Source organism: Amycolatopsis sp. NPDC058986, assembly GCF_042741125.1.
Lineage (GTDB): Bacteria > Actinomycetota > Actinomycetes > Mycobacteriales > Pseudonocardiaceae > Amycolatopsis.
The window spans coordinates 1-25,352 of sequence record NZ_JBHYJW010000066.1 but is presented as its reverse complement, the minus strand read 5'-3'; the positions used below and the strand labels follow the sequence as shown (position 1 = coordinate 25,352).

Sequence of the window (25,352 nt, the reverse complement as noted above, 5' to 3'; positions counted from 1 at the left end):
CCTCGGCACATGCCGTTAAGGCCACCTTACGGGCGTCTGACGTCCGTAAGGTGGCCTTAACGGCTTTTGGCGCCCAGCGCGCGGAGGAACAGGTCGGCGAGGCGGTCCAGGTAGTCCGGGCCCAGCGGGGCCTGGCGCACCACGAGACGCCAGTACATCGGCGCGGCGAGCAGGTCCATGGCCATCTCGAGGTCGGTGTCCCCGGGGAGTTCGCCGCGGGCGATGGCGCGGCGCAGCATCGCTTCGGCGCGTTCCCGCCGGGGGACGCCGATGGCGTGACGCGTGCGTTCGGCCTGCTCGACGGTTCGCGCGCCTTCGGCGACCAGATCGGGAAAAATGCGCGAGAACTGCGGGTGGGTTATCCACTCGTGGAACGCTTCCAGCGTCAGCAGCAGGTCGCCCCGCAATGAGCCGGTGTCCTCGACGTCGGCGCGGGCCACGCTGAACTCCGACACCACCGCCGTCACCATTTCCTGCTTCGACGACCACCGCCGGTACAAGGCGCTCTTGCCGACGCCCGCGCGTTTCGCGACGGCTTCCATGGACAGCCGTCCGTAGCCCTGCTCGGCGAGTTCGTCGAGGACGGCGTCGGTGATGGCCTGGGTGACCTCGGGCTGCAGTACGGCGGCACCGGTCGGCTTGCGGGGGCTCATACGGGCCAGTGTAACGGGTGGACGGGACGGTACCGTCCCGTGTATGTTCGACGTCGGGACGGGCCCGTATCGTCCAAACGTTGAAGGAGTTTCCATGCGACCTCGTGAGCTGGTCGAGTACGCGCTGAACCTGTTGCTCGCCAAGAACATGTCCGCGTTCGCCGGACTGTGGGCCGAGGACGGCGTGCTGGAGTTCCCGTTCGCTTCACCCGGATACCCGAGCCGTCTCGACGGCCATGCCGCGATCCACGAGTACCTGCGGGACTACCCGGCCGTCGTCGACATCCGCGCGATCACCAGGCAGCAGATCCACGAGACTGTCGACCCGGCCGTGGTGATCGCGGAGTTCGCGGTCGCCGGCGTCGCGGTCCACACCGGGCGGCCGTACCGGCTGAGCTACATCGCGGTCGTCACCGTGCGGGACGGCGAGATCCGGCATTACCGCGACTACTGGAGCCCGCTCGCCGCGGCCGAGGCGCTCGGCGGTGTGGACGAACTCATGGCGGCGTTCGCAGGTGGTCGCGATGCCTGACGTCCTCGTCCTCGGCGCCACCGGGACCACCGGCAGCCGGGTGCTCGCCGGGCTGCGCGAGCGCGGTGTGAAAACCCGTGCGGCAACACGGAAACCCGTCGAGCCCGGCCAGATCCGGTTCGACTGGACCGATCGCTCCACGCACGCCGACGCCGTCCGCGACGTCCACGCGGTGTACCTCGTCGCGCCGATCGGGGTCGCCGAGCCGCTGTCTCTGGTCGAGCCGTTCGTGGCCGACGCGCGGACCGCGGGCGTCCGCCGCGTCGTCCTGCTCAGCTCGTCCGCGGTCACCGAGGACACTCCGGGGCTCGGTGCGCTGCAACGCCTGGTGCGCACGGAAATGCCGGAGTGGACGGTGCTTCGCCCGTCGTGGTTCATGCAGAACTTCACCGGCGAGCACCTGGTGGCACAGGGCGTCCGGGACGGCGAGATCGTCACGGCGACCGGTGACGCCCGGGTTGCCTTCGTCGACGCCGCCGACATCGCGGCGGTCGCGGTCCGCGCGCTGACCGACGGCGAACCGCACAACACCGATCGCGTCGTCACCGGCCCGGAGGCGTTGAGCTACGCCGAAACGGCCGAGATCATCGCCCGCCATACCGGACGTCCGGTGCGGCACCGCACCGTCACACCGGACGAGTTCGCCGAGCGGCTGAGGAACGACGGCCTGCCCGCCGAGTATGCCGCGATGCTCGCCGCGCTGGACGAGTACATCGAGCGCGGCGCCGAAGACCGCGTCACCCAGACCGTCGAACGGGTCACCGGAACCCCGGCCCGTTCGTTCCGCACCTTCGTGAAAGAGGAGATCCGATGAAGCAGCTCATGTTCGAAGACGACGCCCAGTTCTGGTTCGAGACCGTGCGCCTGTTCAGCCACGCCGCGTACGGCGGCGCGGACTTCGGCGAGGTTCTCGCCGCGGCGTCCCAGGTCAAGCCGGGTGACTACGACAGCTGGCACGACGCCTACCTCGCGCTGGCCGATCGCCTGGCGGAGGAAGCCAAGTCGGCGCGCCCGGTGACCGAACGGGACCTCCTGATGCGGGCCTCGACGTACTACTTCTCGGCGGGATTCTTCCTGCACGGCAACCCGGCCGACCCGCGGATCAACCACTCGTACGACCGGAGCGCGGAGACTTTCCGCCGCGCGGTGGAGCTGTTCGGCCCCGCCATCGAACCGGTCGAAATCCCTTACGAGGGCACGGTTCTGCACGGTTACCTCTACCGCGCGCCCGGCGACGGCCCGAAGCCGACGCTGGTGATGCACAGCGGGTTCGACGGCAGCGCGGAGGAACTGCACTACTTCGGCGCGCTCGCCGGCGTCGAACGCGGCTATCACGTGCTGACCTTCGACGGTCCGGGGCAGCCGAGCGCGATCCGCCGCGGGCTGGTCTTCCGGCCGGACTGGGAGAACGTCGTCGGCCCGGTGCTCGACTTCCTGGCCGATGTGCCCGGTGTCGACCAGGAAAAGATCGCGCTGCTCGGGGTGAGCCTCGGCGGCGAGCTCGCACCCCGCGCCGCGGCGTTCGAGCCCCGGCTGGCCGCGCTGGTCGCGGTGGACGGCGTCTACGACGCGGCTTCGGTCCTGCCCTCCTTCCTGAAGTGGGACCGCGCGGAGATCGTGCGCCGCGCCAACGCCGAGCGTGACGACGAACTCGACGGAATCCTCGCCGCGGCAAGGGAAGCGAGCCCGACCATGCGCTGGGCGACTGACCACGGCCGGTACGTCATGGGTGCCGCGAGCGACCGCGAGTTCGTCGCCAAGTACCTCCAGTACACGCTCGAAGACGGCGTCGCCGAGCGGATCACCTGCCCGGTGCTTGTGTGCGAGGCCACGGAGGACCTGTTCTTCAACGGCGACGACGAAATCAAGCCCGAACCGCAGCGGCTGTACGAGCACCTGACCGCGCCGAAGACGTTGCTGACGTTCACCGCCGAGGAAGGCGCCGACGCGCACTGTCACGCCGGTGCGATGCGCCTGGCCGCCGGTCGCATCTACGACTGGCTGGACCGGACGCTCTAGTTCTCCACCGCGAGCGCTGCGCCGAAGCCGATCAGGGCGGTGCCGGTGACTCCGTCGAGCGCGCGACGGACCCGGCGCCGCTCCAGCCAGGCACGGACGCGGTGCACGAAGAACAGCAGCACCAGCAGCCAGGCCGTGCCCAGCACCGCGACGGTGTACGCGAGCGCCAGCGCGTCCCAGGTGGTGGTGCGGCCCGGGTCGAGGAACTGCGGCAGCACCGACAAGTAGAGCACCAGGACCTTGGGATTGGTGATGTTGGACAGGAACCCCTCGCGCCAGCGCCGGAACCCGCTCGCCTTCCGGCGCTGGGTCTCGGTGACGCCCGTGTAGTCGCCGCGCCAGGCGCCGCGCAGCGCCTGGAAGCCGAGGAAGAGCAGGTAGGCCGCACCGAGCCATTTGAGCGTGAGGAACACCGGCTGCGACTTCGCGATGACGACCCCGAGCCCGAGCGCGGCGGCGGTGCCTTGGACGGCGTTGCCCGCGAAGATCCCCGCGGTGGCGAGCAGACCGCCCTTCGTGCCACCGGACAGCGCGTTCTTGAGCATCACCATCGTGTCCGGCCCCGGCGCGAGCACGATCAGCACGGCGATGACCAGGTAACTACCGTAAGAACTCCACGTCACGGCTGCCCACGCTAACCGCCGGGCCTCGGCGATGTCTCGCGGATTTCCGTCACAGCCCTTCTGACGCCTCCAGTCACGCGAGATCTCCGTCCAATCACGCGAGTTACGCCGCCAATCACGCGAGTGCGCCGTTACGGCACCTGCGCCGGGCCGCCCGCCGGGTCACACTGACGTGTCGGATTCCACTGAGTGCACTATGTTACCGGCCGGTATACTCGGCGAATCGTCCACCGGAGGTGCACCGTGCCCTATCCAACGGATCGTGAGCGGGACCGGCCATGGGTGATGCGCACCTACGCCGGGCACTCCTCGGCGGCCGCGTCCAACGAGCTGTACCGCCGCAACCTCGCCAAGGGCCAGACCGGCCTCTCGGTCGCCTTCGACCTGCCGACGCAGACCGGCTACGACCCCGACCACCCGCTCGCCCGCGGTGAGGTCGGCAAGGTGGGCGTCCCGGTCGCGCACATCGGTGACATGCGGCGGCTCTTCGACGGCATCCCGCTCGCCGAGGCCAACACGTCGATGACGATCAACGCGCCCGCCATGTGGCTGCTGGCGCTGTACGTCTCCGTGGCGCGCGAACAGGCCGAAGCCGAAGGACGCGACATCGACGAGGTGCTCGCCAAGCTCACCGGCACCACGCAGAACGACATCATCAAGGAGTACCTGTCCCGCGGGACGTACATCTTCCCGCCGGGGCCGAGCCTGCGGCTGATCACCGACATGATCGCGTGGACCGTGCACCACGTGCCGAAGTGGAACCCGATCAACATCTGCAGCTATCACCTGCAGGAGGCCGGGGCGACGCCGACGCAGGAGGTCGCCTACGCGCTGTGCACCGCGATCGCCGTCCTCGACGCCGTCCGCGATTCCGGCCAGGTCGACGAGGGCGACATGGCCAAGGTCGTCGCGCGGATCTCGTTCTTCGTCAACGCCGGTGTGCGGTTTGTCGAGGAGATGTCCAAGATGCGCGCGTTCACCGCGCTCTGGGACGAGATCACGCACGATCGTTACGGCGTAACGGATCCGAAGGCGCGGCGGCTGCGTTACGGCGTCCAGGTCAACTCGCTGGGCCTGACCGAGGCGCAGCCGGAGAACAACGTCCAGCGCATCGTGCTGGAGATGCTGGCTGTGTCGCTTTCCCGTGGCGCGCGGGCCCGCGCGATCCAGTTGCCGGCGTGGAACGAGGCGCTCGGCCTGCCGCGTCCGTGGGATCAGCAGTGGGCACTGCGGATGCAACAGGTTCTCGCGTTCGAGACGGATCTGCTGGAGTACGAGGACATCTTCGACGGTTCGTACGTCATTCAGGCCAAAGTGGACGAAATCGTCGCGGGCGCGCGCGAGGAGATCGCGCGCGTGCAGGACCTCGGCGGCGCGGTCGCGGCGGTGGAGAGCGGCTACATGAAGTCGCAGCTGGTCACCTCGCTCGCGGAGTACCGCCGCGGGATGGAGAACGGCGAGCGGATCCTGGTCGGGGTCAACAAGTTCGAGACCACCGAGCCCTCACCGCTGCAAGCCGAAGGCGCCAAGGCGATCGAGACCGTCGACCCGGCGGTGGAGAAGGCCGCCGTCGCCGCGATCGAGGAATGGCGGACGCAGCGCGACAACGCCGCCGTCGAACGATCCCTGGCGAAGCTGCGCGAAAAGGCCGAGACGACGGAGAACCTGTTCGAGGCCACTGTGGACTGTGCGCGGGCCGGGGTCACCACCGGCGAGTGGTCGGCCGCGCTGCGTGAGGTGTTCGGCGAATACCGGGCGCCGACGGGAGTGTCCGCCTCGGCGGCCGCGGGCTCGGGCGATCCCGGGCTGGAGCGGGTCCGCGAACGGGTCAGGGCCACCGAGGCCGAACTCGGCGAGCGCCTGCGCATCCTGGTCGGGAAACCCGGGCTGGACGGACATTCCAACGGTGCCGAGCAGGTCGCCGTCCGTGCCCGCGACGTCGGTTTCGAGGTCGTCTACCAGGGCATCCGGCTCACCCCGGAGCAGATCGTCGCGGCAGCCGTGCAGGAAGGCGTGCACGTGGTGGGGCTGTCCGTGCTGTCCGGTTCGCATCTCGAAGTCGTGCCGAACGTGGTGGACGGCCTGCGGGCGGCGGGTGCCGGCGACATCCCGGTGATCGTCGGCGGCATCATCCCGCCGGACGACGAGCAGCTGCTGCTCGAACGCGGGATCGCGCGGGTGTTCACGCCGAAGGACTACGAGCTGACCGACATCATGGACGGCATCGTGAGTCTTGTGCGGGAGCGGCACGGACTCGGCGCCTGAACGCGATTCATCGGAAAATTACCCAGAAAACTGGCAACACGTTTATGATTTTCGAAACGCGGCCGCGAGGTAACGGGCCGAGAAGGAGTGGACACTTACCGTTTCCAACGGTCAATTTCCGGTAACGGCGGGCGGTGATCATTCCGCTCACCGTGCTTTGTTCCGGTGCGGCACCTACGTTCGGTTCACCCAGAATGGATCGAAACGAGGTGCTGTCATGAAGCACGGCGAGTGGTCCCGGCGTGACTTTTTCCGCCGTTCGGCGGTGTTGGGCGCCGCCGCGATCGGTGGTCCCGTCCTGTTGTCCGCGTGCACGTCGACGTCCTCCGGTGACGCGCTGCAGGCGGCGAAGAGCGCCAAGAAAATCAAGATCGGCATCGCGAACGAATCCCCGTACGGATTCACCGACCAGAGCGGGCGAGTCACCGGCGAAGCGCCCGAGGTCGCGCGCGCGGTGTTCAAGGCAATGGGCATCGACGCCGTCGAGGCCGAGGCGGTGTCCTTCGACCAGCTGATCCCCGCGCTCAACGCGAAGAAGTACGACGTCGTCGCGGCCGGGATGAACATCACCCAGAAACGCTGTGGCCAGGCGGCTTTCTCGCTGCCGGACTATTCGGCGCTGACGGCTTTGCTGGTGCCGAAGGGCAATCCGCAGCAGGTACTGAAGTTCGAGGACATCAAGGCGAAGAAGGTCAAGGTCGCGGTGCTCTCGGCGGCTGTGGAGAAGGGCTACGCCACCGACTCCGGGGTGCCCGAGGACCAGATCACCACCCTGGACTCCCAGGACAACCTGCTGCGCGCGGTCAGCGACGGCCGGGTCTACTGCGCCGCGCTCACCGACATCTCGCTCAAGGACCTGCTGAAGAAGAATCCCGGCGCGGCCGCCGAGGTTACGCAGGGATTCGACCCGATGAAGGACGGCAAACCGGTGATCTCGGCGGGCGGTTTCGTCTTCCGCACCAGTGACACCTCGCTGCGGGACGCCTTCAACGCCGAACTGAAGAAGCTGCACGACGGCGGGGAATGGGCCAGGATCGTCGCTCCGTTCGGCTTCACCGAGGCGAACCTGCCGAAGCCGGACGTGACCACCGAAAAGCTGTGCGCCGCGTAACGGGTGGCGCGTCATGTCAAACGTGTCGCACATCGTCACGTCCGTCCTCAGTGGACTGACCGCGACGGTTGAAGCTGCCCTCGGCGGCATAGCGCTCACTGTGGTGCTCGCCCTCGTCGCCGGTCTCGCGCTGCTCTCGCCGTCGCGGATCGTCCGGGGCATCGCGCGGCTGTACGTCGAAATCTTCCGTGGCACCTCGGAAGTCGTGCAGTTGTTCTGGCTGTTCTTCGTGCTGCCCGTGCTCGTCGGTTTCCAGCTCGTGCCGCTGTTCGCGGGCATCCTCGTACTGGGCCTCAACCACGGCGCGTACGGCGCGGAGATCGTGCGGGGCGCGGTGCGGTCGGTGCCGAAGGAACAGTACGAGGGCGCGATCGCGCTCAACCTGACGCCGGCGCAGCGGATGACCAGGGTGATCCTGCCGCAGGCGTTCGTGGAAATGCTGCCCCCGTTCAACAACCTGTTCATCCAGCTGCTCAAGAGCACCGCGCTGCTGTCGTTTATCTCGGCGGGCGAGATCGCCGAACAGGGTGAGCTGCTGCGGCCGGTGTTCGGCGCGGACATCGTCTGGATCTACGCCACCGAACTCGTGCTCTACCTGCTGCTCGCGATCCTGATCACGATCGGGATGCGGGCGCTGGAGCGAGCGTCGGCGCGGCGTCTCGGCCGGACGCCGGCGTCGCGGACCAAGGCCCTCGCGTCGGCGGGAGGTGTGTGATGAACTGGAGCTGGCAGGCGGCGTTCGACTCGCTTCCCTTGCTGCTCAAGGGTTTGCTCGTGACGGTCGAGCTCACGCTGCTGGGCTCGGCGCTGGCCTATGCACTCGGCCTCGTACTGGCGATTCTGCGCCGCGCGCGGATTCCCGTGCTGTCCCAGGCGATCTGGCTGTTCATCGAGTTCGTGCGCAGCACCCCGTTGCTGATCCAGGTGTTCGTCCTGTTCTGGCTGGTGCCGCCGGTGACCGGGTTCAAGATGTCCGCCTTCGTCACCGGGGTGGTGGCGCTCGGGGTGCACTACGCGACCTACGCGGCCGAGGTGTACCGGGCGGGGATCGAGGCCGTCCCGAAAGGACAGTGGGAGGCCGCGGTCGCGCTGAACCTGCCGCGGGCGCGCACGTGGCGTGCGGTGATCCTGCCCCAGGCGATCCCGCGGGTGCTGCCCGCGCTGGGCAACTACACCATCTCGATGTTCAAGGAAACCCCGCTGCTGCTGGCGATCGGCGTGCTGGACGTGCTGTACCAGGCGAAAGCGGTGGGCGCGGACACTTTCCGCGTCGTCGAGCCCTACACCATGGCCGGGGTGCTCTTCCTCCTGGTGAGCCTGCCCGCCTCGATACTGGTCCGGAGATTGGAACGCCGCCGTGTCCACAGTGCCTGATCCCCACGCGATGATCCGGTTTTCCGGGGTGGTCAAGAAGTTCGGCGCCAACGTCGTGCTCGACGATCTCGATTTCTCCGTCGCGCCGGGGGAGTTCGTCTCGCTGATCGGCCCGAGCGGCTCCGGGAAGACGACGATCCTGCGGCTGCTGATGACCTTGGAAAAGGCCGACGACGGCACGATCGAGGTCTGCGGCGACTATCTGAGCCATATGCGCAAGGGTGACAAGCTCGTGCGCGCGGACGAGAAGCACCTGCGCGAGATGCGCCGGCGCATCGGGATGGTGTTCCAGCAGTTCAACCTGTTCCCCAACATGAACGTGCTGCGCAACATCACCGAGGCGCCGGTCCGCTCGCTCGGCCTCGCCGCCGACGAGGCCGAGGCGCGGGCACTCGACCTGCTGGACATGGTCGGGCTGTCGGACAAGGCCCAGGCGCACCCCACCCAGCTGTCCGGTGGCCAGCAGCAGCGGGTCGCCATCGCGCGGGCGCTCGCGATGCGGCCCGACGTGCTGCTGCTGGACGAGGTGACCTCCGCGCTCGACCCGGAGCTCGTCGCGGACGTCCTGCGGGTGCTGCGGGACATCGCGACCAGCACGGACATCACTATCCTGTGCGTGACCCACGAAATGCAGTTCGCCCAGGACGTTTCGGACCGGGTGATGATGTTCGACCACGGCCGGGTGCTCGAGGACGCCGCGCCGGAGAAACTGTTCAGCGAGCCCGAACACGAGCGGACCCGGCGGTTCCTGAAGGCGGTGATCGACCGCGAGTGAGCGACGGCTGCCTCGGCGGCAGCCGGCAGGCCACAGCGAGCAGCCCGCTGCCCGATCGCACCACGGCCCGTCGACGAAGGGGCAGACCGGCTCGACCGGCGGGCCGTGAGGTGATGTCCTCGAACCGGGCGTCCGGACGAACGTGCCGCCGGGGTTCCACGGTGGCTCGCCGTTCGCCGCTCCGGCTCGTCCGGGAAGCCGGGTTCGCGCCACCCGGCTCCCCGGGCGATCAGTGGTCTCGGGCTCAGCGGAGTCCCGCGAGAACGTCCTTTGTGGACTTCACGGTCGCGAAGCCGCCGCCGTGCAGGTTCGCGGCGGTCGTGCGGCTCAGCTCGTCCGCGGTCACCACGGCGCCGTCCGGTCCTTCGAGGTCGAAGGTGTAGGTGGCGTCGAGGGCGAAAGTGACGTCGTAGCCGAGGTTTCCGCCCATCCGCGCGGTGGTTTCGCAGCAGAAGTTCGTCTGGATCCCGGCCAGTACGAAGCTCGTGATGCCCCGGGTTTCGAGCCACCCGTCCAGATCGACGTCGCCGATGAACGCCGAGTTCACCTTCTTGCCGAACACCAGGTCCGGCCGGGCGCCGTCGAGTTCGGCCTTGAAGTCGTTACCCGGCTGCCCGGGGCGCAGCGGCGAGTCCGGTTTCGCCGAGTCGTGGTGTACGAGGACGACCGGAAGCCGTCGTTCCTGCCAGGCGTCGAGGAGCGCCTTGATGTTGGCTTCGGCGCCGGGATTGTTGCGTGGGCCCCAGAAATCCGGGGCGTCGAAACCGCGCTGGACGTCGATCAGGATCAGTGCCGTGTTCGTCATGCTCCCGAGTTTCGCGGGACGTGGCCGCCGCAGGGGAGTGGCAGAAGACGCGCGATGCGGTACTTTTCTGCCATGCACACGATCGGGGTACTGCTGCTGCCGGGCACCCGGATGTTCGACGTCGGGGTGATCGGCGAGGTCTGGGGCCAGGACCGGACCGCGAGCGGAATCGGGCCGTTCGAGCTGCGCTGGTGCAGCCCCGGCCGGGTGCGCACGGCGCTGCACCCGGCCGGTGACCTCGCGGCCACGCACGGGCTCGCCGGGCTCGGCGGCTGCGACCTCGTGCTCGCGCCGGGCCGCGTGGACCCGCGCGGCGACGTCCCGAAGGTCGCCGTCGCGGCGCTGCGCCGGGCCCATCGCGCGGGCAGCGTCGTCGCGTCGCTCTGCTCGGGTGCGTTCACCCTGGCCGCCGCCGGACTGCTCGACGGCCATGCCGCGACGACGCACTGGTCGCTCTTCGCCGACCTCGAACGCGTCGCGCCCGAGGCGCGTCTCGAGCCGGATGTCCTGTACACCGACGACGGCGACATCCTGACCTCGGCGGGCGTGGTCGGCGGGCTCGACCTGTGCCTGCACCTGGTCCGCCGCGACCACGGCGCCGACGTGGCGGCGACCCTGGCCCGCCGCTTGGTCATGCCGCCAGCCAGGGAAGGCGGTCAGCGCCAGTACGTCGAGAACCCCTTGCCGGCCAGGCCGTCCCGTCCGGGTATGACGTCCACAATGGACTGGGCGATGGCGCGGCTCGGCGAGGACATCGGGGTGGACGACCTGGTCGGGCACGCGGGCATGAGCGAGCGCACTTTCCACCGCGAGTTCGCCGCGGCCACCGGGGTCACGCCGGGACGGTGGCTGCGGGTCCAGCGGGTGCGGTACGCGCAGCGGCTGCTGGAGACCACCGAGCTGCCGGTCGAGCGGGTCGCCGAGCGGTCCGGGCTGGGGACCGCGGGGAACCTGCGGCGCCGGATGCGGACCGAGGTCGGCGTCGGGCCGGACTCCTACCGGCGCACGTTTCGTTCCCGCGCCGTGGGGGCTACCGTCGGATCATGGCCGAGTACGAGCACATCCTCGTGAAGCGGGACGGCGAGACCGTCACCGTCACCATGAACCGCGCTTCGCGGCGGAACTCGCTGTCCGCCGAGCACCTCGCCGAGCTGCTCGCGGCGTTCCGCGAGATCGGGAAGACCGACGCGACCGGCATCGTGCTGGCCGGGGCCGGGCCGGTGTTCTCCGCCGGGCACGACTTCGGCGACGTCGCCGCGCGGGACCTGCCGGGGGTACGCGAGCTGCTGAAGCTGTGCACCGACCTGATGCACACGATGCAGTCGGTGCCGCAGGTCGTGATCGCGCGCGTGCACGGCCTCGCGACCGCCGCCGGCTGCCAGCTCGTGGCGTCGTGTGACCTCGCCGTGGCGGCGGAATCGGCCGGTTTCGCGCTGCCGGGCGGGAAAGGCGGCTGGTTCTGCCACACCCCGGCCGTCCCGGTCGCGCGGGCCGTCGGCCGCAAGCGCCTGATGGAGCTGGCGCTGACCGGCGACGTCGTCAACGCCGCCACCGCGCTGCACTGGGGCCTGGTGAACCGGGTCGTCCCGGACGACGAGCTGGACGACACCGTCGCCGGGTTACTGGCGCGGGCGACCAGGGGCAGCCGGGCGAGCAAGGCGCTCGGCAAGCAGACGCTGTACGCCCAGTTGGACCGTCCCGAAGCCGATGCCTACACGATCGCGCTGGAGGTCATGGCCGCGGCGTCCCAGCTCCCCGGCGCCCGCGAAGGCATGGCCGCGTTCCTCGAAAAGCGCCACCCCTCCTGGCCGGACTGACGTGAGCCGAAGGGGACTTTCCTCGCGTCGCATGCGAGGAAAGTCCCCTTCAGCGCGTCCGTTCGTGGAGCAGGAAAAGGGCGTAGGCGGCAAGGGACTGGGCGTCGGTGAGCTCGCCCGCGGCGATCATCTTCTCGACCTCTTCGCGATGGAACCAGGCCGTGCGCATGTCCTGTTCCTCGTGCTCGCGCTCGGGATCGCCTTCGGTGAGCCCGGTCGCCAGGTAGACGTCGCCGCGCTGGCTGGACGTCCCGGGGGCGAGGTCGATCCGGCCCAGGTGGGTGAGCGTCTCCGCGGTCAGCCCGGTTTCCTCGCGCAGTTCGCGGGCGGCCAGCTCCAGCCGGGGCATCTCGGCGAGGTCGGGGGCGGTTCCCTGCGGGAACTCCCAGCGGCGCAGGCCGATCGGATAACGGAACTGCTCGACCAGGTGCAGCCGTTCGCCGTCGAACGGGATGACGAGAGCGAAGGTCGGTTTGTCGACAACGCCGTAGATGCCGGGGCTGCCGTCCGGTCGCCGGATCATGTCCTCGCGCACGGTCATCCAATTGTTCCGGTACACCTCGCGGGACGCGACACGCTGAATGGGGTCCACTCACCCAGTATCACCGAGCCTGTCCTACCCTCGGCGGGTGCGTCTCGTGATCGCTCGCTGCCAGGTCGACTACGCCGGCAGGCTGACAGCCCATCTGCCCATGGCCACCCGGCTGCTGCTCGTCAAGGCCGACGGTTCGGTGTCGGTGCACTCCGACGACCGCGCCTACAAGCCGTTGAACTGGATGAGTCCGCCGTGCTGGCTGATCGAGGACGGCAAGCTCTGGATCGTCGAGAACAAGCAGGGCGAGAAGCTCGTCATCAGCATCGACGAGATCTACCACGACCACGTCCAGGAACTCGGCGCCGAACCGGGGCTGCAGAAGGACGGCGTCGAGGCGCACCTGCAGGAACTGCTCGCCGAGCACATCACGACTCTCGGCGAAGGACACACGCTGGTGCGGCGCGAGTTCCCGACCGCGATCGGGCCGGTCGACATCATGGCGCGCGACGCGGACGGCCGCAGCGTCGCCGTCGAGATCAAGCGGCGGGGCGAGATCGACGGCGTCGAGCAGCTGACCCGCTACCTCGAACTGCTCAACCGCGATCCGCTGCTGGCGCCGGTGCAGGGCGTGTTCGCCGCGCAGATCATCAAGCCGCAGGCCCGCACGCTCGCCGAGGACCGCGGCATCCGCTGCCTGACCCTGGACTACGACGCGTTGCGCGGCATCGAATCCGACGAATTCCGCCTCTTCTGAGCGTCAGGGCAGCGAGTCCGGCAGCCCGAACGCCGGGAAGTGCTCGGCGCCGACGAACGAGGTGACGTCGGCGATGCGCCCGTCGCGCAGCGTCAGGACGTTGATCGACCACGGCAGGTGCGGCGCGTCGGCGTGCTCGCCGAGGTAACAGGCCACGGCGGGCTGGCCGTTGGCGCTGGTGCTCAGGTGCCGCCAGCTGGGGCAGCGGGTCAGCGGGATCTCGACGGCGAAGTCCATGACGGCTTCGATGCCGCGGTACCAGTGCCGCAGCGGCGGCATCGACCAGGTGACGTCCTCGGTGAGCAGCGCGACCAGCGCGTCGGCGTCGCCTCGTTCCAGCGCACCGGCGTATCCGGTGACGATCTCCCGGACGCGGGTGTCGTCGATTTCGCGCAGTGCCCGCTGTTGGGTACGGGCTGGGACCTTTTCGGCGACGATCTTGCGCGCGCGTTGCAGCGCGCTGTTCACCGACGCGGTGGACGTCGCCATCGTGTCGGCGATTTCGGCGGCGGAGAAGCCGAGGACGTCGAAAAGCAGGAGTGCCGCGCGCTGGTTGCCCGGCAGGTGCTGGCAGGCGGCGACGAAGGCGAGTTCGACGGCTTCGCGTTGTTCGTACCGGGCGTCCGCGCCACCCGTCAGCCCCGCGTCGGGATAAGGACCGAGCCACGCGACGTCGTTCAGCGGGGCGTTGTCGAGGACGGCGCGGTCGCTGGACGGGCCGAGGTCGATGGGCAGCGCCCGCCGCCCGCGGCTCTCGACCAGATCGAGGCACGTCCGGGTGGTGACGGTGTAGAGCCACGACCGCAGCGAGCTGCGGCCCTCGAAACGCGCCAGTCCCCGCCAGGCTCGCACGAGCGCGTCCTGCAGCGCGTCGTCCGCGTCGTGCACGGAGCCGAGCATGCGGTAACAGTGCGCGTGTAGTTCGCCGCGCAACGGCTCGACGAGACGGGTGAACGCGTCGTCGTCGCCTTCGCGAGCACGAGCCAGATCGGGGTCCCCGACGGTCTGCGAAGAAATTTCGCTCACAAGCGATGATTCTGCCCCAGTGCGGGAGTCACTTACCGGTGAACACGCATTCCAGGCGCTTGACCAGGAGGATTCCATGACCGCCACTCCCACCGTCACCACGGCGACGCTCCGGGTTCCCGACGCGCGGCTGCACTACGAACTGCGCGGCGAAGGCCCGCTCGTGGTGCTCGTCGGGGCGCCGATGGACGCCCGGTCGTTCGCGCCGCTGGCCGATCTGCTCGCCACCGACTACACCGTGCTCACCACGGACCCGCGCGGCATCTTCCGCAGCACGGTCGACGACCGTGAGCAGGACTCGACGCCCGAGATGCGCGCGGACGACCTCGCGCGGCTCATCGCCCACGTCGACGCCGGCCCGGCCACCGTGCTCGGCTCCAGCGGCGGCGCCGTCAGCGCGCTGGCTCTCGTGCAAGGCCATCCCGAACGCGTCCGGACGGTCATCGCGCACGAACCGCCGTCGCTCGGCCTGCTCGACGACCGCGAGCAGCTGTACGCGGGGTCCGAGGAGATCATCGACACCTACCTCGCGGGCGACCCCGTCGGTGCGATGCGGAAGTTCCTCGCACAGGCGAACATCGTCATGCCGGAGCCGGTGTTCCAGCAGGTCTTCGGCGGCGAACGCGACGCGCAGCAGATCGCGGACGACGACTTCCAGTACCAGCACATGATGCGTCCCACCGTGCGCTGGCAGCCGGATCTCGCCGCGCTGCGCGCGACCGCGGTCCGGATCGTGGTCGGCATCGGCGAGGAGTCGGGTGGCCAGGTCTGCGAGCGCACCTCGGAAGCGCTGGCCGCCGGGCTCGGCATCGAGCCCACGAGGTTTCCCGGTGACCACATCGGTTTCGCCGAGGATCCCGCTGCGTTCGCGACCCGGCTGCGCGCGGTACTGAGCGGGAACTGACGAACCTGCCCGGAGTGTCCACAGTGGATACTCCGGGCACGCTCATCGCGTTGTGCTCAGCCGAAGACGTCCTGATGTAGCCGGACGAAGTCGGCGAAGCCGAGCGCCTGATGGCCGGTGAGGTCGGGCACGGTGGAGGTGACCGTGTCCGCGCCGCCGTCCCGGTAGGCGCGGGCGACCTCGATCAGCGCGTCGACCTGGAATTCGGGCATTCCACGGCTCAGCATCCCGGCGCGGGCCTCGTCGTCCGAGAGGCCGACGTAGCGCACCGGCCTGCCGAGGACCTCGGAGAAGACCGACGCGGCCTCGTCGTACGTCAGCGCTCGCGGCCCGGTGATGTCGTAGACGCGGCCGTCGTGCCCTTCGGAGGTGAGCACCCGCGCCGCGACCTCGGCGATGTCGCCGACGTCGACGAAGCTGATCGGCGCGGCGACCAGTGGCTGGCTGAACACGCCCGCTTCCCGGATCGACGGCTGGCGCAGGAAGTTCTGCAGGTAGAAGTTGGGCCGCAGGAACGTCCACGGCAGCCCGGACTCGCGGAGCGCCCGCTCGGCGGGCCAGTGCAGGTGGGCGATCGGCGTGAGCAGTTCGTCGGCTCGCCAGACGGACAGCTTGACGACGCGTACGCCCGCCGCGCGGGCCGCCTCGACCACGGCGAGTTCGTGCGCCGTCTGCTCCGGGCCGGTCGCGGCGAGCAGGAACACGGCGCGGACACCCGCGAACGCGGGTCCGAGAGTGGCGGGCACCGCCAGGTCGACGGTCACCGCATCCTGCCCGGACCGGATCGCCGCGTCGGTCTTGCGCGGATCGCGGTAGGCGGCGCGCGTGGCCACCCCGTCGGCTTTCAGGCGCGTCAGCAGTGCGGTCCCCACGTTCCCGCCCGCGCCGGTCACCAGAATCATCGTCATCTCCCCAGGTTGTGGCCCTGAGTCTGCCAGAAACCGCGGAAACGTCCGGCACGTTTTCGCCCCGGCGGCCACGCAGGGGGGATCCACCGGTGGCCGGACGACACGACCGCGGCTTGTGTCCACAGAGGACTCTCGCGCCGGTAAGGCCGGGGCGATCGTCGCGGATGTGTCACCGAGAGCACTCGGCGCCCGTCCCGGCTCCCCGCCGCGCGAAGGTATGCCCCGATGCTTGCCCGGAATGATGCCGGATCGAGTCCGAATTGCTGGTATCCGTAAGCGGTTATCGTGCTCCTTGTGTGGAAGTAAATAACGGGATACTGGCTACGATCGTGGCCGAATCATCACGGATTATTCCCGTGATCCGCCAAACAGGTGAGAGTGGACGGCAATTCATGAGAAGTGTGTCACACTGGAATTCGAGGGGTTCCGCCGGTGTCTCCGTGAGGCCGCGAATGCGACTCGCGGAAGTTCGGTTTTGCTGACACGCCAACGTTTTTCTGTTACCCGGAAATGCTGGTGTGTTCGTGTCCGCCTGCTGGCGTGAGCCGTTTTCGTGCCCAGGTTCGAGGAGGAAACAATGCGCTATCGACCTCTCGGGTCGGATCCGGTCGACCCACGGCTCGGGCGTTTCGTGCCGGACGACTGGCAGCACGTGGAAAGGTATCCGCTGACCGCGCTGCCCGCCGAGGAACGGCCGTCGAGCGCGCCGGTCGTCCTCGGCATCAACTGGTACAGCGAATTCGATCACCCCGAGCAGGACAAGACCTCCGGCGAGTACTTCATCGCCAAGGGTGGCGCCAAGTCGCTGACCACCGTGCGTGGTGGACACTGTGTGTGCCTGGAGCCGGGCGGCGCGCCGGACACCGACGCGTGGTACGCCTTCTACAACCAGGGGCACGAGGGTGCCTGCGTCGGCTTCGGCTGGTCGCGCTGCATGTCGATCTTCAACGGCGACGAGTACACCGCGCGCTGGCTGTGGGACGCGGCGAAGAAACGCGACGAATGGCCGGAGACCAACCCCGGCGACGAGAACGGCACGTCGGTGCGGGCCGCGGCGCAGGTGCTCAAGGAGCTGGGCCACGTGCTCTGGAACGAGGCGTACGCCAACGACGACTGGCACAAGCGCGAGAGCTACGTCCCGGACGTCAAACAGGGCATCAAGGCCTTCCGCTGGGCGAAGACGGTCGAAGACGTCCACGCCGTGCTCGGCAACAAGCGGGCCGACGAGCTCGGCGCGGTCCCGATCCTCAACTCGTGGGGTCCGAACTACCCGCACCGGACCTACCTCCCCGACGACGTCCTCGCCCGGTTGATCGGCGAGGACGGCGAGATCGCCGTCCCGACCGATCGCTGAGTTTCCCCCGCAGGACCGTGAAGGCCTCCTTACCGGCGTTGGGCGCCGGTAAGGAGGCCTTCACGGCATGGGCGCCTGTTCTCCTGTGCGGGGGTGTGTGAGCCGCTCGCCGCTGTCTCCGGTCGCGAATTCATCACGAACGGTGTGCTGTAGCGGCAGGTCAACGGCTTGTCCGGCGTGTCATGCGACACCGGCTTTCCCTGCCTGAATCCATGCAGTACTGTCCGGGTCCGACGGGGAACGATGGTGTTTCCTGTGGGAAAATGTTCACTTCCGGAGGTGGCCGGGTGTACGGCGGTGTAGTGCTGGCCGATGCGAACCTGCGGCTCGACGCGAGTCCCATCGACTACATCCTGTTGGCGTTCTACTTCGTACTGGTGCTCGGCATCGGTTATCTGGCGCGCAAACAGGTTTCGAGCAGCATCGACTTCTTCCTCTCCGGGCGGTCGCTCCCGGCGTGGGTGACCGGGCTGGCGTTCATCTCGGCGAACCTCGGCGCGGTCGAGGTCATGGGCATGTCGGCCAACGGCGCCCAGTACGGCCTGCCGACCGTGCACTACTTCTGGATCGGCGCGATCCCGGCGATGCTGTTCCTCGGCATCGTGATGATGCCGTTCTACTACGGCTCGAAGGTGCGCAGCGTCCCGGAGTTCATGCGCCGCCGGTTCGGCAAACCCGCGCACCTGGTCAACGGCATCAGTTTCGCGGCCGCGCAGGTCCTCATCGCGGGCGCGAACCTGTTCCTGCTGGCCAGCGTCGTGAACCTGCTGCTGGGCTGGCCGATCTGGGTGTCGATCATCATCGCCGCCGTCATCGTGCTCTCCTACACCGCGCTCGGCGGGCTGTCCGCGGCGATCTACAACGAGGTGCTGCAGTTCTTCGTGATCGTCGCCGCGCTGCTGCCGCTGACGATCATCGGCCTGGTCAAGGTCGGCGGCTGGCAGGGTCTTGTCGACAAGGTCACCGGCAGCCCCGGCGGATCCGCGCAGCTGCACTCGTGGCCCGGTGACAACCTGACCGGCTTCGGCAACAACTTCCTGTCCGTGCTCGGCCTCGTCTTCGGTCTCGGCTTCGTGCTCTCCTTCGGCTACTGGACGACGAACTTCGTCGAGGTCCAGCGCGCGATGGCGTCGAAGAGCATGTCCGCCGCACGGCGTACGCCGATCATCGGCGCCTTCCCGAAGATGCTCGTCCCGTTCATCGTGATCATCCCCGGCATGATCGCCGCGGTCACCGTGTCCGAGTACGTCAAGGACAAGCAGGTCCTGCTCGACGGCGGCACCGCCGAAAGCGGCGTGACCTTCAACAACGCGCTCCTGCTGCTGATGCGTGACCTGCTGCCCAACGGCATGCTCGGCGTCGCGATCGCCGGTCTGCTCGCGTCCTTCATGGCGGGTATGGCGGCGAACCTCAGCTCGTTCAACACCGTGTTCACGTACGACATCTGGCAGACGTACGTGAAGAAGGACAAGCCGGACGACTACTACCTCAAGCTCGGCCGCGGCGTCACCGCCGGTGGCACGGTGCTGGCGATCGGGACCGCGTTCATCGCCTCGAACTCCGGCAACATCCTGAACTACCTGCAGGACCTGTTCTCCTTCTTCAACGCGCCGCTGTTCGCCACGTTCATCCTCGGCATGTTCTGGAAGCGCATGACGCCCACCGCGGGCTGGCTCGGCCTCGTCCTCGGTACCGCCTCGGCGATCACCGTGTGGACGCTGTCGCAGACCGGCGTGCTCGGGCTCAAGGGCCAGGGCACCAGCTTCGTCGCCGCCGGGACGGCGTTCGTCGTCGACATCGTGATCAGCGTCGCCGTCTCGCTGGCGACGCGCCCGAAGCCGGACAGCGAACTGGTCGGGCTGGTGTACTCGCTGACCCCGCGGGACACTCTCAAGCACGACGACACCGGCGAGAACGCGGGCTGGTACCGCAAGCCGGGCCTGCTCGCGGGCATCGTGCTGATCCTGACCATCGCGCTGAACATCATCTTCTAGGAGGTCCGCATGGCACACGAGTCCGCGCGGCCGCGCAAGGCGGGCGCCTTCGACATCAGGCTGATCATCGCGCTGCTGATCGGCGTCTACGGCGTGGTGCTCACGGTGATGGGCGTCGCGTTCACCACCGAGGCCGACCGCGCCAAGGCGGCCGGGGTGAACATCAACCTGTGGGCCGGGATCGGCATGCTGGTGTTCACAGCGTTGTTCGTGCTCTGGGCGGTACTGCGGCCGATCACGGTTCCGGCCGAGGCCGTGGACGCACCCGCCGAGGGGGAATAGCCGGGTTGTCCGGACAACGGCGAGCACGTCCGGCTACCGTGCACGACGTGTTCGCTGACGTCCGAAGCAGCCGGTTCTTCCCGGCCGCCGGGGTGGCCGCCGCGCTCGCGCTGGTGGTCACCGCCTGCGGCGGCGGGGACCTCGGCAAGTCCAACTATCCCCGCACGACGGTGCCCGCGGCGAACGCCGACAACGCGCCGAGTGGCCCGATCACGGACCCGGCCGTGGCGTCGGCGGCGTTGCGGCTGGTCCAGCCGTGCCAGTTCGTCGACAAGACCGCGCTGGCTTCGCTCGGCACCGTGGCGTCCGACCCGTCGCCGTCCTCGGTGACCTTCGACGAATGCCGGAACACGGTGAAAGACCCTGGCGGCAAGGAGATCCGGCTCTCGGTGAAGGTCGGTGGCGCGGTCACGTTCGCCGCGAACAACACCGCCGGCGCGCTCGGCGGGCTGCCGCTGGTCGTCTCGAAGGGCACGGACGGCGGCTCGTGCGACGTCAGTGTGCTCACCACCCGGGATCCCAACCTCGGCGTGACCTTCTCGGTCATCTACAACGGCGGCGACGCGTGCCGGGCCGGGCAGACCGCGCTCGACGGGGCCGTGAAGAAGCTGCACGCCTCGCCCGCGACGTACCCGTCGACGCCGGGCTCGGTACTTCCCGTCGACCCGTGCACCGCGCTGGACACCTCGGCGATCGACGCCGTGGCCAAGTCCGCGAACCAGCTCCCGACGTCGCTGCACTCCTGCGTCTGGGGGCTGGGCACCTCGGTCACCGTGACGTTGTTCCCCGGCCTCGCGCCCGCCGAGGGAAACGGGTTCACCAAGGTCGATCTCGGCGGCGGGATCACCGCGTACCAGAAACTCTCGACCACCTCCTCGGACTGCCGGGTCCAGTGGCGGCACCGGGAGTGGCAGGGCAAGCAGGTCGAGATCGCGCAGGTCCAGTACCAGAACGTCGACGCCAAGTCCGGGCAGGACGACCCGTGCGGTAAAACGGTCACGCTGGCGAAGAACCTCGCGCAGAAGCTGCCCAAGGCCTGACGCCTGGCGGCGACGCGCCGGGGGCGGTAGGAAGAGGGCACCCCACCCACCGACGTGCTGGAGGCCGCCTTGAAGAAGATCATCAACGATCCGGCGACGGTGGTCGAGGAGTCGTTGCGCGGGCTCGCCGCGGCACACGCCGACATCCTGCGCGTCGAACCCGATCCGGCCGTGGTGATCAGGGCGGACGCGCCCGTGGCGGGGAAGGTGGCGATCATCTCCGGCGGCGGTTCCGGGCACGAGCCGCTGCACGGCGGGTTCGTCGGGCGCGGGATGCTCGACGCCGCGGTGCCCGGCGCGGTGTTCACCTCGCCGACCCCGGACGCGGTGCAGGCCGCGATCACCGCGACCACGGGTGATCCCGGCGCGCTGCTGATCGTCAAGAACTACACCGGTGACCTGCTCAACTTCGAGACCGCGGCGGAACTGGCCGGCGCCGAGGAACACGACGTGCGCAGCGTGGTCGTCGGGGACGACATCGCGGTCAAGGACTCGACGTACACCGCGGGCCGCCGCGGCGTCGGTGGCACCGTACTGCTGGAGAAGATCGCCGGCGCCGCCGCCGAACGCGGCGACACCCTGGACGAGGTGGAAGCGTTGGCGCGCAAGGTGATCGCCAACGTTCGCTCGATCGGGGTCGCGCTCACCGCGCCCACCGTGCCGCATGTGGGCGAGCCGAGTTTCGACCTCGGCGAGGACGAGATCGAGTTCGGCATCGGCATCCACGGGGAACCCGGCCGCGAGCGGATCCCGGCCGAGCCCGCCGACGCGCTCGTGGCCAGGATGCTCGAAGCCCTGGTCACCGATCTGCCCTTCGCCGACGGCGACCGGGTCCTGCTGTTCACCAACTCGATGGGCGGGACCCCGCTCGTCGAGTTGTACCTCGCGCACGGCATCGCCGAGCGGCTGCTGGCCGAGCGTGGGATCGTGGTCGAACGCAGGCTCGTCGGGCCGTACATCACGAGTCTGGAGATGCAGGGAATGAGTCTGACAGTGCTCAAACTGGACGACGAGCTGATCAGGCTCTGGGACGCGCCGGTGCACACCGCCGCGCTGCGGTGGGGGGTCTGACATGGGCTGCGACGCGACGAGGGTCGCCGCGGCGCTGCGGGCCGCGGCCGCGGTGGTGGCCGAGCACCGGGCCGAGCTGATCGAACTCGACCGGGCCATCGGCGACGCCGACCACGGCGAGAACATGAACCGGGGCTTCGAAGCTCTCGTGGCCGCGCTCGACGCCGGCGTGCCGGAAACGCCCGCGGCGGTGGCGAAACTCGCGGCCACCACGTTGATCTCGAAGGTCGGTGGGGCGGCGGGACCGTTGTACGGCACGGCTTTCCTGCGTGCCTCGGGCAAACTCGGCACGAGCGACGAGGTCGATGTGCCCACGCTCATCGAGGCGTTGAAGGCGGCGCTGGAAGGCGTTCAGGCGCGGGGCAAGGCCGTCGTGGGCGACGCGACCATGGTGGACGCGCTGGCCCCCGCGGTCGAGGCGGCCTCGACGGGCGGCGATCTCGCCGCGGCGCTGACCGCCGCCGCGGACGCCGCCGACCGCGGTGCGGAGTCCACAGTGGATTTGGTGCCCCGCAAGGGAAGGGCCTCGTACCTCGGGGAACGCGCGGTGGGGCATATGGATCCCGGCGCGCGTTCGACGGCGCTGCTGCTGCGCGCGTTCGCGGAGGCCGCCCGGTGAGCGTGGGAATCGTGCTCGTGTCACACAGCGCGCGGCTGGCCGAAGGACTCGCCGAACTGGCCGCCCAGATGGCACCCGACGTCACCATCGTGCCCGCTGGGGGACTGCCGGGCGGGGGCATCGGCACCGACTACGACGAGGTCGTCGCCGCCACCCAGCGTGCCGATTCCGGCGCCGGGGTCGTGCTGCTCTACGACCTCGGCAGCGCGCAGATGACCGCCGAACTCGCGGTGGAGACGCTGGCCGACCCGTCCGCCGCGGTGGTCGTGGACGCCCCGCTGGTCGAGGGTGCGGTCGCGGCCGCCGTCGCCGCGCAGGGTGGCGCCGACCGCAAGGCCGTCGCCGAAGCCGCCGCGGCGGCAGGTGTGCCCGAGGATCTCGTAGCCGCGACGCCAGTCGGGGGCGGCGAGACGATCGAGCTCACCCTGCACAACGACGTCGGCCTGCATGCCCGGCCTGCCGCGGTGCTGGTGCGCAGCCTCGCCGGGTTCGACGCCGAGGTCTCGGTGCGCCTCGGCGAGCAGGAGGCTGACGCGCACAGCGTGCTGGCACTGATGTCCCTCGGCGCTCGGCAAGGCGACCGGATCGAGATCCGCGCCAGCGGCCCCCAAGCCACCGAAGCCCTCGCCAAGGCCCGCGAACTCGTGGACACCAACTTCGGCGAGTAGCCGCTTCGCCGTGTCGTCCGTCCAGGTACGCGAGCCGGCTGCGCCGGTACGCGAGCCGTCGATGCGGGTGCGCGTTTCGCCGGTTCGGGTACGTGTACCGGTTTCATCTGACTCGATTCGGAGGGTGACAGACCCTGTCCCGATGGCCGGGGCGTGGCAGTATGCGGAGCAAACTACTAGCGAGTAACCTCCGGAGGCCTCGATGGCGCGGGACATCTCGACGGTCGGTGTGATCGGCTTGGGCACGATGGGCGCCGGCATAGCCGAGGTATTGGCCCGCAGCGGCCTGGACGTGATCGCGGTCGAACTCGACGATTCGTGCGTCGCTCGCGGCCGTGGGCATCTGGCGCATTCGACCGAACGGGCGCTGTCCGGCGGCAAACTCGACGAAGCGGCCCGCGACGCCCTGCTCGGCCGGATTCGGTACACGACGTCGCTGTCGGATCTGTCCGATGTGGACCTTGTGATCGAGGCGATCCCGGAGAACCTGGGCGCGAAGGCGGATGTCTTCTCTCAACTGGACAAGATCACCCGCCCGGACGTGGTGTTCGCGTCGAACACGTCGTCGCTGTCGATCACCGAGATCGGCGTGCACACCGCGCGTCCCGGCAAGGTTGTCGGCATGCACTTCTTCAACCCCGCTCCGGTGCTGAAACTGGTCGAGGTCGTGCGGACCGTGGTGACCGAGCCCGAGGTGGTCGCCGACGTCGTGGCGTTCGCAGAGCGGCTGGGCAAGGTGCCGGTGGTGATGGGCGACCGCGCCGGGTTCATCGCGAACGCGTTGTTGTTCGGGTACCTCAACCACGCGGTTCGGATGTACGAGCAGCGCTACGCCACGCGCGAGGATCTCGACGCGGCGATGCGCTTCGGCTGCGGGTACCCGATGGGCCCGCTGGCCTTGCTGGACCTGATTGGCCTCGACACCGCCTACGAAATCCTCGACACGATGTACCACCAGTCGCGCAACCGGCTGCACGCGCCGGCGCCGCTGCTGAAGCAGATGATCACCGCGGGCCTGCTCGGCCGCAAGACCGGTCGCGGTTTCTACACCTACGACGCGCCGGACTCGCCGACCGTGGTCGCCGACGAGGCTTCGCGTTCGTCCACTGTGGACGCGGCTGCCGCGCGCGAGGTGCGCAAGGTCGGCGTCGTGGGCACCGGCACGATGGCGACCGGCATCGCGGAGGTGTTCGCCAAGCGCGGCTTCGACGTCGTACTGCGGGCCAGGAGCCAGGAAAAGGCCGATGCCTCGGTCGCGCGGGTGAAGAAGTCGCTCGACAAGGCCGTCGTCAAGGGCAAACTGTCCGAATCGGACGGTGTGGCCGCGCTGGCCAGGATCTCCCCGGTGACCGACTTCGAGCAACTGTCCGATGTGGACCTGGTGATCGAGGCTGTCGCCGAGGAACTGGCCGTCAAACAGGCGGTCTTCGCCGCGCTCGACGACGTCGTGCGGCCGGGCGCGATCCTGGCGACCACGACCTCTTCGCTCCCGGTGATCGAATGCGCCGCCGCGACCTCCCGCCCGTCCGATGTGGTCGGGCTGCACTTCTTCAACCCGGCCCCGGTGATGAAGCTCGTCGAGGTCGTCTCGACGATCGCCACCGCCCCCGACGTGCTCGCGACCGCGGACGCCGTGTGCGCGGCGGTCGGCAAGCACGCGGTGCACTGTGGGGACCGGGCGGGCTTCATCGTGAACGCGCTGCTTTTCCCGTACCTCAACGACGCGGTGAAGATGCTCGAAGCCCACTACGCGGACGCGGACGACATCGACACCGCCATGAAGGTCGGCTGCGGCCTGCCGATGGGCCCGTTCGAACTGCTCGACGTCGTCGGCCTGGACGTCTCCCTGGCCATCCAGCGGACGCTGTTCAACGAATTCCGCGAGGAGGGCTTCGCCCCGGCGCCCCTGCTGGAGCACCTCGTGACGGCCGGGCGCCTCGGCCGGAAAACCGGCAAGGGCTTCAAGGACTACTGACCACGCTCCGTAGCCGGTGCTTCCTGGCTGGCCGTCACACCTGCCTCACCCACCCCACCCGACACTCCTGGTGATAGCAAGGGACCTTTGCTATCGCTTGTCTCAACGCGAAGATAACGGCGTGTGTTTGCGATGGAGCGGCTGTTCCGGTCCGGCCGAACACGGGGTTTCAAACACCCCAATGTGGCGGGGGGGGTGGGGCCTCGACACCACCGAGACCGACCCCGCCCCGGAGGCAGCATCCATGG

At 69.0% G+C, this 25,352-nt stretch carries 26 protein-coding genes; 20 read left to right on the top strand and 6 right to left on the bottom strand.

Annotation, left to right across the window (positions count from 1 at the left end; genetic code table 11):
* Nucleotides 1-56 precede the first annotated feature (56 nt).
* Complete coding sequence (locus ACFW0G_RS38210) at nucleotides 57-653, bottom strand: TetR/AcrR family transcriptional regulator (RefSeq protein WP_378330389.1); 597 nt, start codon at nucleotides 651-653, stop codon at nucleotides 57-59.
* 94 nt (nucleotides 654-747) lie between these two features.
* On the opposite strand from ACFW0G_RS38210, the gene ACFW0G_RS38205 reads away from it, so the two are divergent.
* The 3 genes from ACFW0G_RS38205 to ACFW0G_RS38195 are packed head-to-tail and all read left to right on the top strand — an operon-like array spanning nucleotide 748 to nucleotide 3,204.
* Nucleotides 748-1,185 (top strand): nuclear transport factor 2 family protein, encoded by a 438-nt coding sequence (locus ACFW0G_RS38205; RefSeq protein WP_378330388.1) that lies wholly within the window; start codon nucleotides 748-750, stop codon nucleotides 1,183-1,185.
* Nucleotides 1,178-1,999 carry an NmrA family NAD(P)-binding protein gene (locus tag ACFW0G_RS38200; RefSeq protein ID WP_378330387.1) on the top strand — a complete coding sequence of 274 codons (822 nt, stop codon included), beginning with the start codon at nucleotides 1,178-1,180 and terminating at the stop codon, nucleotides 1,997-1,999. The genes ACFW0G_RS38205 and ACFW0G_RS38200 overlap by 8 nt, the downstream gene beginning before the upstream one ends.
* Nucleotides 1,996-3,204, top strand: a complete 1,209-nt coding sequence (locus ACFW0G_RS38195; RefSeq protein WP_378330386.1) for an alpha/beta hydrolase family protein — start codon at nucleotides 1,996-1,998, stop codon at nucleotides 3,202-3,204. Before ACFW0G_RS38200 ends, ACFW0G_RS38195 begins: the two co-directional genes overlap by 4 nt.
* Here ACFW0G_RS38195 and ACFW0G_RS38190 read toward each other — a convergent pair.
* Nucleotides 3,201-3,827 (bottom strand): LysE family translocator, encoded by a 627-nt coding sequence (locus tag ACFW0G_RS38190; RefSeq protein ID WP_378330385.1) that lies wholly within the window; start codon nucleotides 3,825-3,827, stop codon nucleotides 3,201-3,203. The two genes, ACFW0G_RS38195 and ACFW0G_RS38190, sit on opposite strands and share 4 nt — an antisense overlap.
* 243 nt (nucleotides 3,828-4,070) lie before the next feature.
* On the opposite strand from ACFW0G_RS38190, the gene ACFW0G_RS38185 reads away from it, so the two are divergent.
* From ACFW0G_RS38185 to ehuA, 5 genes are all read left to right on the top strand, one after another.
* Nucleotides 4,071-6,092: a protein meaA gene (locus ACFW0G_RS38185; protein ID WP_378330384.1), complete on the top strand. Its 2,022-nt coding sequence runs from the start codon at nucleotides 4,071-4,073 to the stop codon at nucleotides 6,090-6,092.
* Between the two features lie 217 nt (nucleotides 6,093-6,309).
* Nucleotides 6,310-7,203 (top strand): ectoine/hydroxyectoine ABC transporter substrate-binding protein EhuB, encoded by an 894-nt coding sequence (ehuB, locus tag ACFW0G_RS38180; RefSeq protein WP_378330383.1) that lies wholly within the window; start codon nucleotides 6,310-6,312, stop codon nucleotides 7,201-7,203.
* A gap of 13 nt (nucleotides 7,204-7,216) precedes the next feature.
* Nucleotides 7,217-7,918, top strand: a complete 702-nt coding sequence (gene ehuC, locus ACFW0G_RS38175; RefSeq protein WP_378330382.1) for an ectoine/hydroxyectoine ABC transporter permease subunit EhuC — start codon at nucleotides 7,217-7,219, stop codon at nucleotides 7,916-7,918.
* Nucleotides 7,918-8,577 (top strand): ectoine/hydroxyectoine ABC transporter permease subunit EhuD, encoded by a 660-nt coding sequence (gene ehuD / locus ACFW0G_RS38170; RefSeq protein WP_378330381.1) that lies wholly within the window; start codon nucleotides 7,918-7,920, stop codon nucleotides 8,575-8,577. The genes ehuC and ehuD overlap by 1 nt, the downstream gene beginning before the upstream one ends.
* Nucleotides 8,578-8,587: 10 nt before the next feature.
* Nucleotides 8,588-9,352, top strand: coding sequence for an ectoine/hydroxyectoine ABC transporter ATP-binding protein EhuA (ehuA, locus tag ACFW0G_RS38165; protein WP_378330419.1), 765 nt, complete (start codon nucleotides 8,588-8,590; stop codon nucleotides 9,350-9,352).
* A gap of 244 nt (nucleotides 9,353-9,596) precedes the next feature.
* Here the strand turns inward: ehuA and ACFW0G_RS38160 are convergent, their stop codons facing one another.
* On the bottom strand, nucleotides 9,597-10,157 hold the full coding sequence (locus ACFW0G_RS38160; RefSeq protein ID WP_378330380.1) for a cysteine hydrolase family protein: 561 nt from the start codon (nucleotides 10,155-10,157) through the stop codon (nucleotides 9,597-9,599).
* Between the two features lie 72 nt (nucleotides 10,158-10,229).
* Between ACFW0G_RS38160 and ACFW0G_RS38155 the strand changes: the two genes are divergently transcribed.
* Together ACFW0G_RS38155 and ACFW0G_RS38150 are read left to right on the top strand one after the other, a co-directional pair.
* Entirely contained in the window at nucleotides 10,230-11,228 is a 999-nt protein-coding gene (locus tag ACFW0G_RS38155; protein ID WP_378330379.1) for a GlxA family transcriptional regulator, read from the top strand.
* Nucleotides 11,201-11,974: an enoyl-CoA hydratase-related protein gene (locus tag ACFW0G_RS38150; protein WP_378330378.1), complete on the top strand. Its 774-nt coding sequence runs from the start codon at nucleotides 11,201-11,203 to the stop codon at nucleotides 11,972-11,974. Before ACFW0G_RS38155 ends, ACFW0G_RS38150 begins: the two co-directional genes overlap by 28 nt.
* 49 nt (nucleotides 11,975-12,023) lie before the next feature.
* On the opposite strand, the gene ACFW0G_RS38145 is transcribed toward ACFW0G_RS38150, so the two are convergent.
* Nucleotides 12,024-12,566 carry an NUDIX domain-containing protein gene (locus tag ACFW0G_RS38145; protein ID WP_378330377.1) on the bottom strand — a complete coding sequence of 181 codons (543 nt, stop codon included), beginning with the start codon at nucleotides 12,564-12,566 and terminating at the stop codon, nucleotides 12,024-12,026.
* Between the two features lie 37 nt (nucleotides 12,567-12,603).
* Between ACFW0G_RS38145 and nucS the strand changes: the two genes are divergently transcribed.
* On the top strand, nucleotides 12,604-13,263 hold the full coding sequence (gene nucS, locus ACFW0G_RS38140) for an endonuclease NucS (RefSeq protein ID WP_378330376.1): 660 nt from the start codon (nucleotides 12,604-12,606) through the stop codon (nucleotides 13,261-13,263).
* 3 nt (nucleotides 13,264-13,266) lie between these two features.
* Here the strand turns inward: nucS and ACFW0G_RS38135 are convergent, their stop codons facing one another.
* The gene (locus ACFW0G_RS38135) at nucleotides 13,267-14,289 is read right to left on the bottom strand and encodes a sigma-70 family RNA polymerase sigma factor (RefSeq protein ID WP_378330375.1); all 1,023 of its coding nucleotides are present in this window, start codon (nucleotides 14,287-14,289) and stop codon (nucleotides 13,267-13,269) included.
* Between the two features lie 76 nt (nucleotides 14,290-14,365).
* Here ACFW0G_RS38135 and ACFW0G_RS38130 point away from each other — a divergent pair, with 76 nt between their 5' ends.
* Complete coding sequence (locus tag ACFW0G_RS38130) at nucleotides 14,366-15,193, top strand: alpha/beta fold hydrolase (protein ID WP_378330374.1); 828 nt, start codon at nucleotides 14,366-14,368, stop codon at nucleotides 15,191-15,193.
* Nucleotides 15,194-15,249: 56 nt separating this feature from the next.
* On the opposite strand, the gene ACFW0G_RS38125 is transcribed toward ACFW0G_RS38130, so the two are convergent.
* Entirely contained in the window at nucleotides 15,250-16,101 is an 852-nt protein-coding gene (locus ACFW0G_RS38125) for an SDR family oxidoreductase (protein ID WP_378330373.1), read from the bottom strand.
* Between the two features lie 577 nt (nucleotides 16,102-16,678).
* Between ACFW0G_RS38125 and ACFW0G_RS38120 the strand changes: the two genes are divergently transcribed.
* From ACFW0G_RS38120 to ACFW0G_RS38085, 8 genes are all read left to right on the top strand, one after another.
* Nucleotides 16,679-17,455 (top strand): hypothetical protein, encoded by a 777-nt coding sequence (locus ACFW0G_RS38120; protein WP_378330372.1) that lies wholly within the window; start codon nucleotides 16,679-16,681, stop codon nucleotides 17,453-17,455.
* A gap of 263 nt (nucleotides 17,456-17,718) precedes the next feature.
* The gene (locus tag ACFW0G_RS38115; protein ID WP_378330371.1) at nucleotides 17,719-19,449 is read left to right on the top strand and encodes a sodium:solute symporter family protein; all 1,731 of its coding nucleotides are present in this window, start codon (nucleotides 17,719-17,721) and stop codon (nucleotides 19,447-19,449) included.
* A gap of 9 nt (nucleotides 19,450-19,458) precedes the next feature.
* On the top strand, nucleotides 19,459-19,731 hold the full coding sequence (locus ACFW0G_RS38110) for a hypothetical protein (protein WP_378330370.1): 273 nt from the start codon (nucleotides 19,459-19,461) through the stop codon (nucleotides 19,729-19,731).
* A 47-nt stretch (nucleotides 19,732-19,778) separates the two neighbouring features.
* The gene (locus ACFW0G_RS38105) at nucleotides 19,779-20,771 is read left to right on the top strand and encodes a hypothetical protein (RefSeq protein WP_378330369.1); all 993 of its coding nucleotides are present in this window, start codon (nucleotides 19,779-19,781) and stop codon (nucleotides 20,769-20,771) included.
* Nucleotides 20,772-20,840: 69 nt separating this feature from the next.
* Nucleotides 20,841-21,842: a dihydroxyacetone kinase subunit DhaK gene (gene dhaK, locus ACFW0G_RS38100; protein WP_378330368.1), complete on the top strand. Its 1,002-nt coding sequence runs from the start codon at nucleotides 20,841-20,843 to the stop codon at nucleotides 21,840-21,842.
* A gap of 1 nt (nucleotide 21,843) precedes the next feature.
* On the top strand, nucleotides 21,844-22,461 hold the full coding sequence (gene dhaL, locus ACFW0G_RS38095; RefSeq protein WP_378330367.1) for a dihydroxyacetone kinase subunit DhaL: 618 nt from the start codon (nucleotides 21,844-21,846) through the stop codon (nucleotides 22,459-22,461).
* On the top strand, nucleotides 22,458-23,129 hold the full coding sequence (dhaM, locus tag ACFW0G_RS38090) for a dihydroxyacetone kinase phosphoryl donor subunit DhaM (protein WP_378330366.1): 672 nt from the start codon (nucleotides 22,458-22,460) through the stop codon (nucleotides 23,127-23,129). The genes dhaL and dhaM overlap by 4 nt, the downstream gene beginning before the upstream one ends.
* Nucleotides 23,130-23,331: 202 nt before the next feature.
* The gene (locus ACFW0G_RS38085; RefSeq protein ID WP_378330365.1) at nucleotides 23,332-25,104 is read left to right on the top strand and encodes a 3-hydroxyacyl-CoA dehydrogenase family protein; all 1,773 of its coding nucleotides are present in this window, start codon (nucleotides 23,332-23,334) and stop codon (nucleotides 25,102-25,104) included.
* The last annotated feature ends 248 nt before the right edge of the window (nucleotides 25,105-25,352 follow it).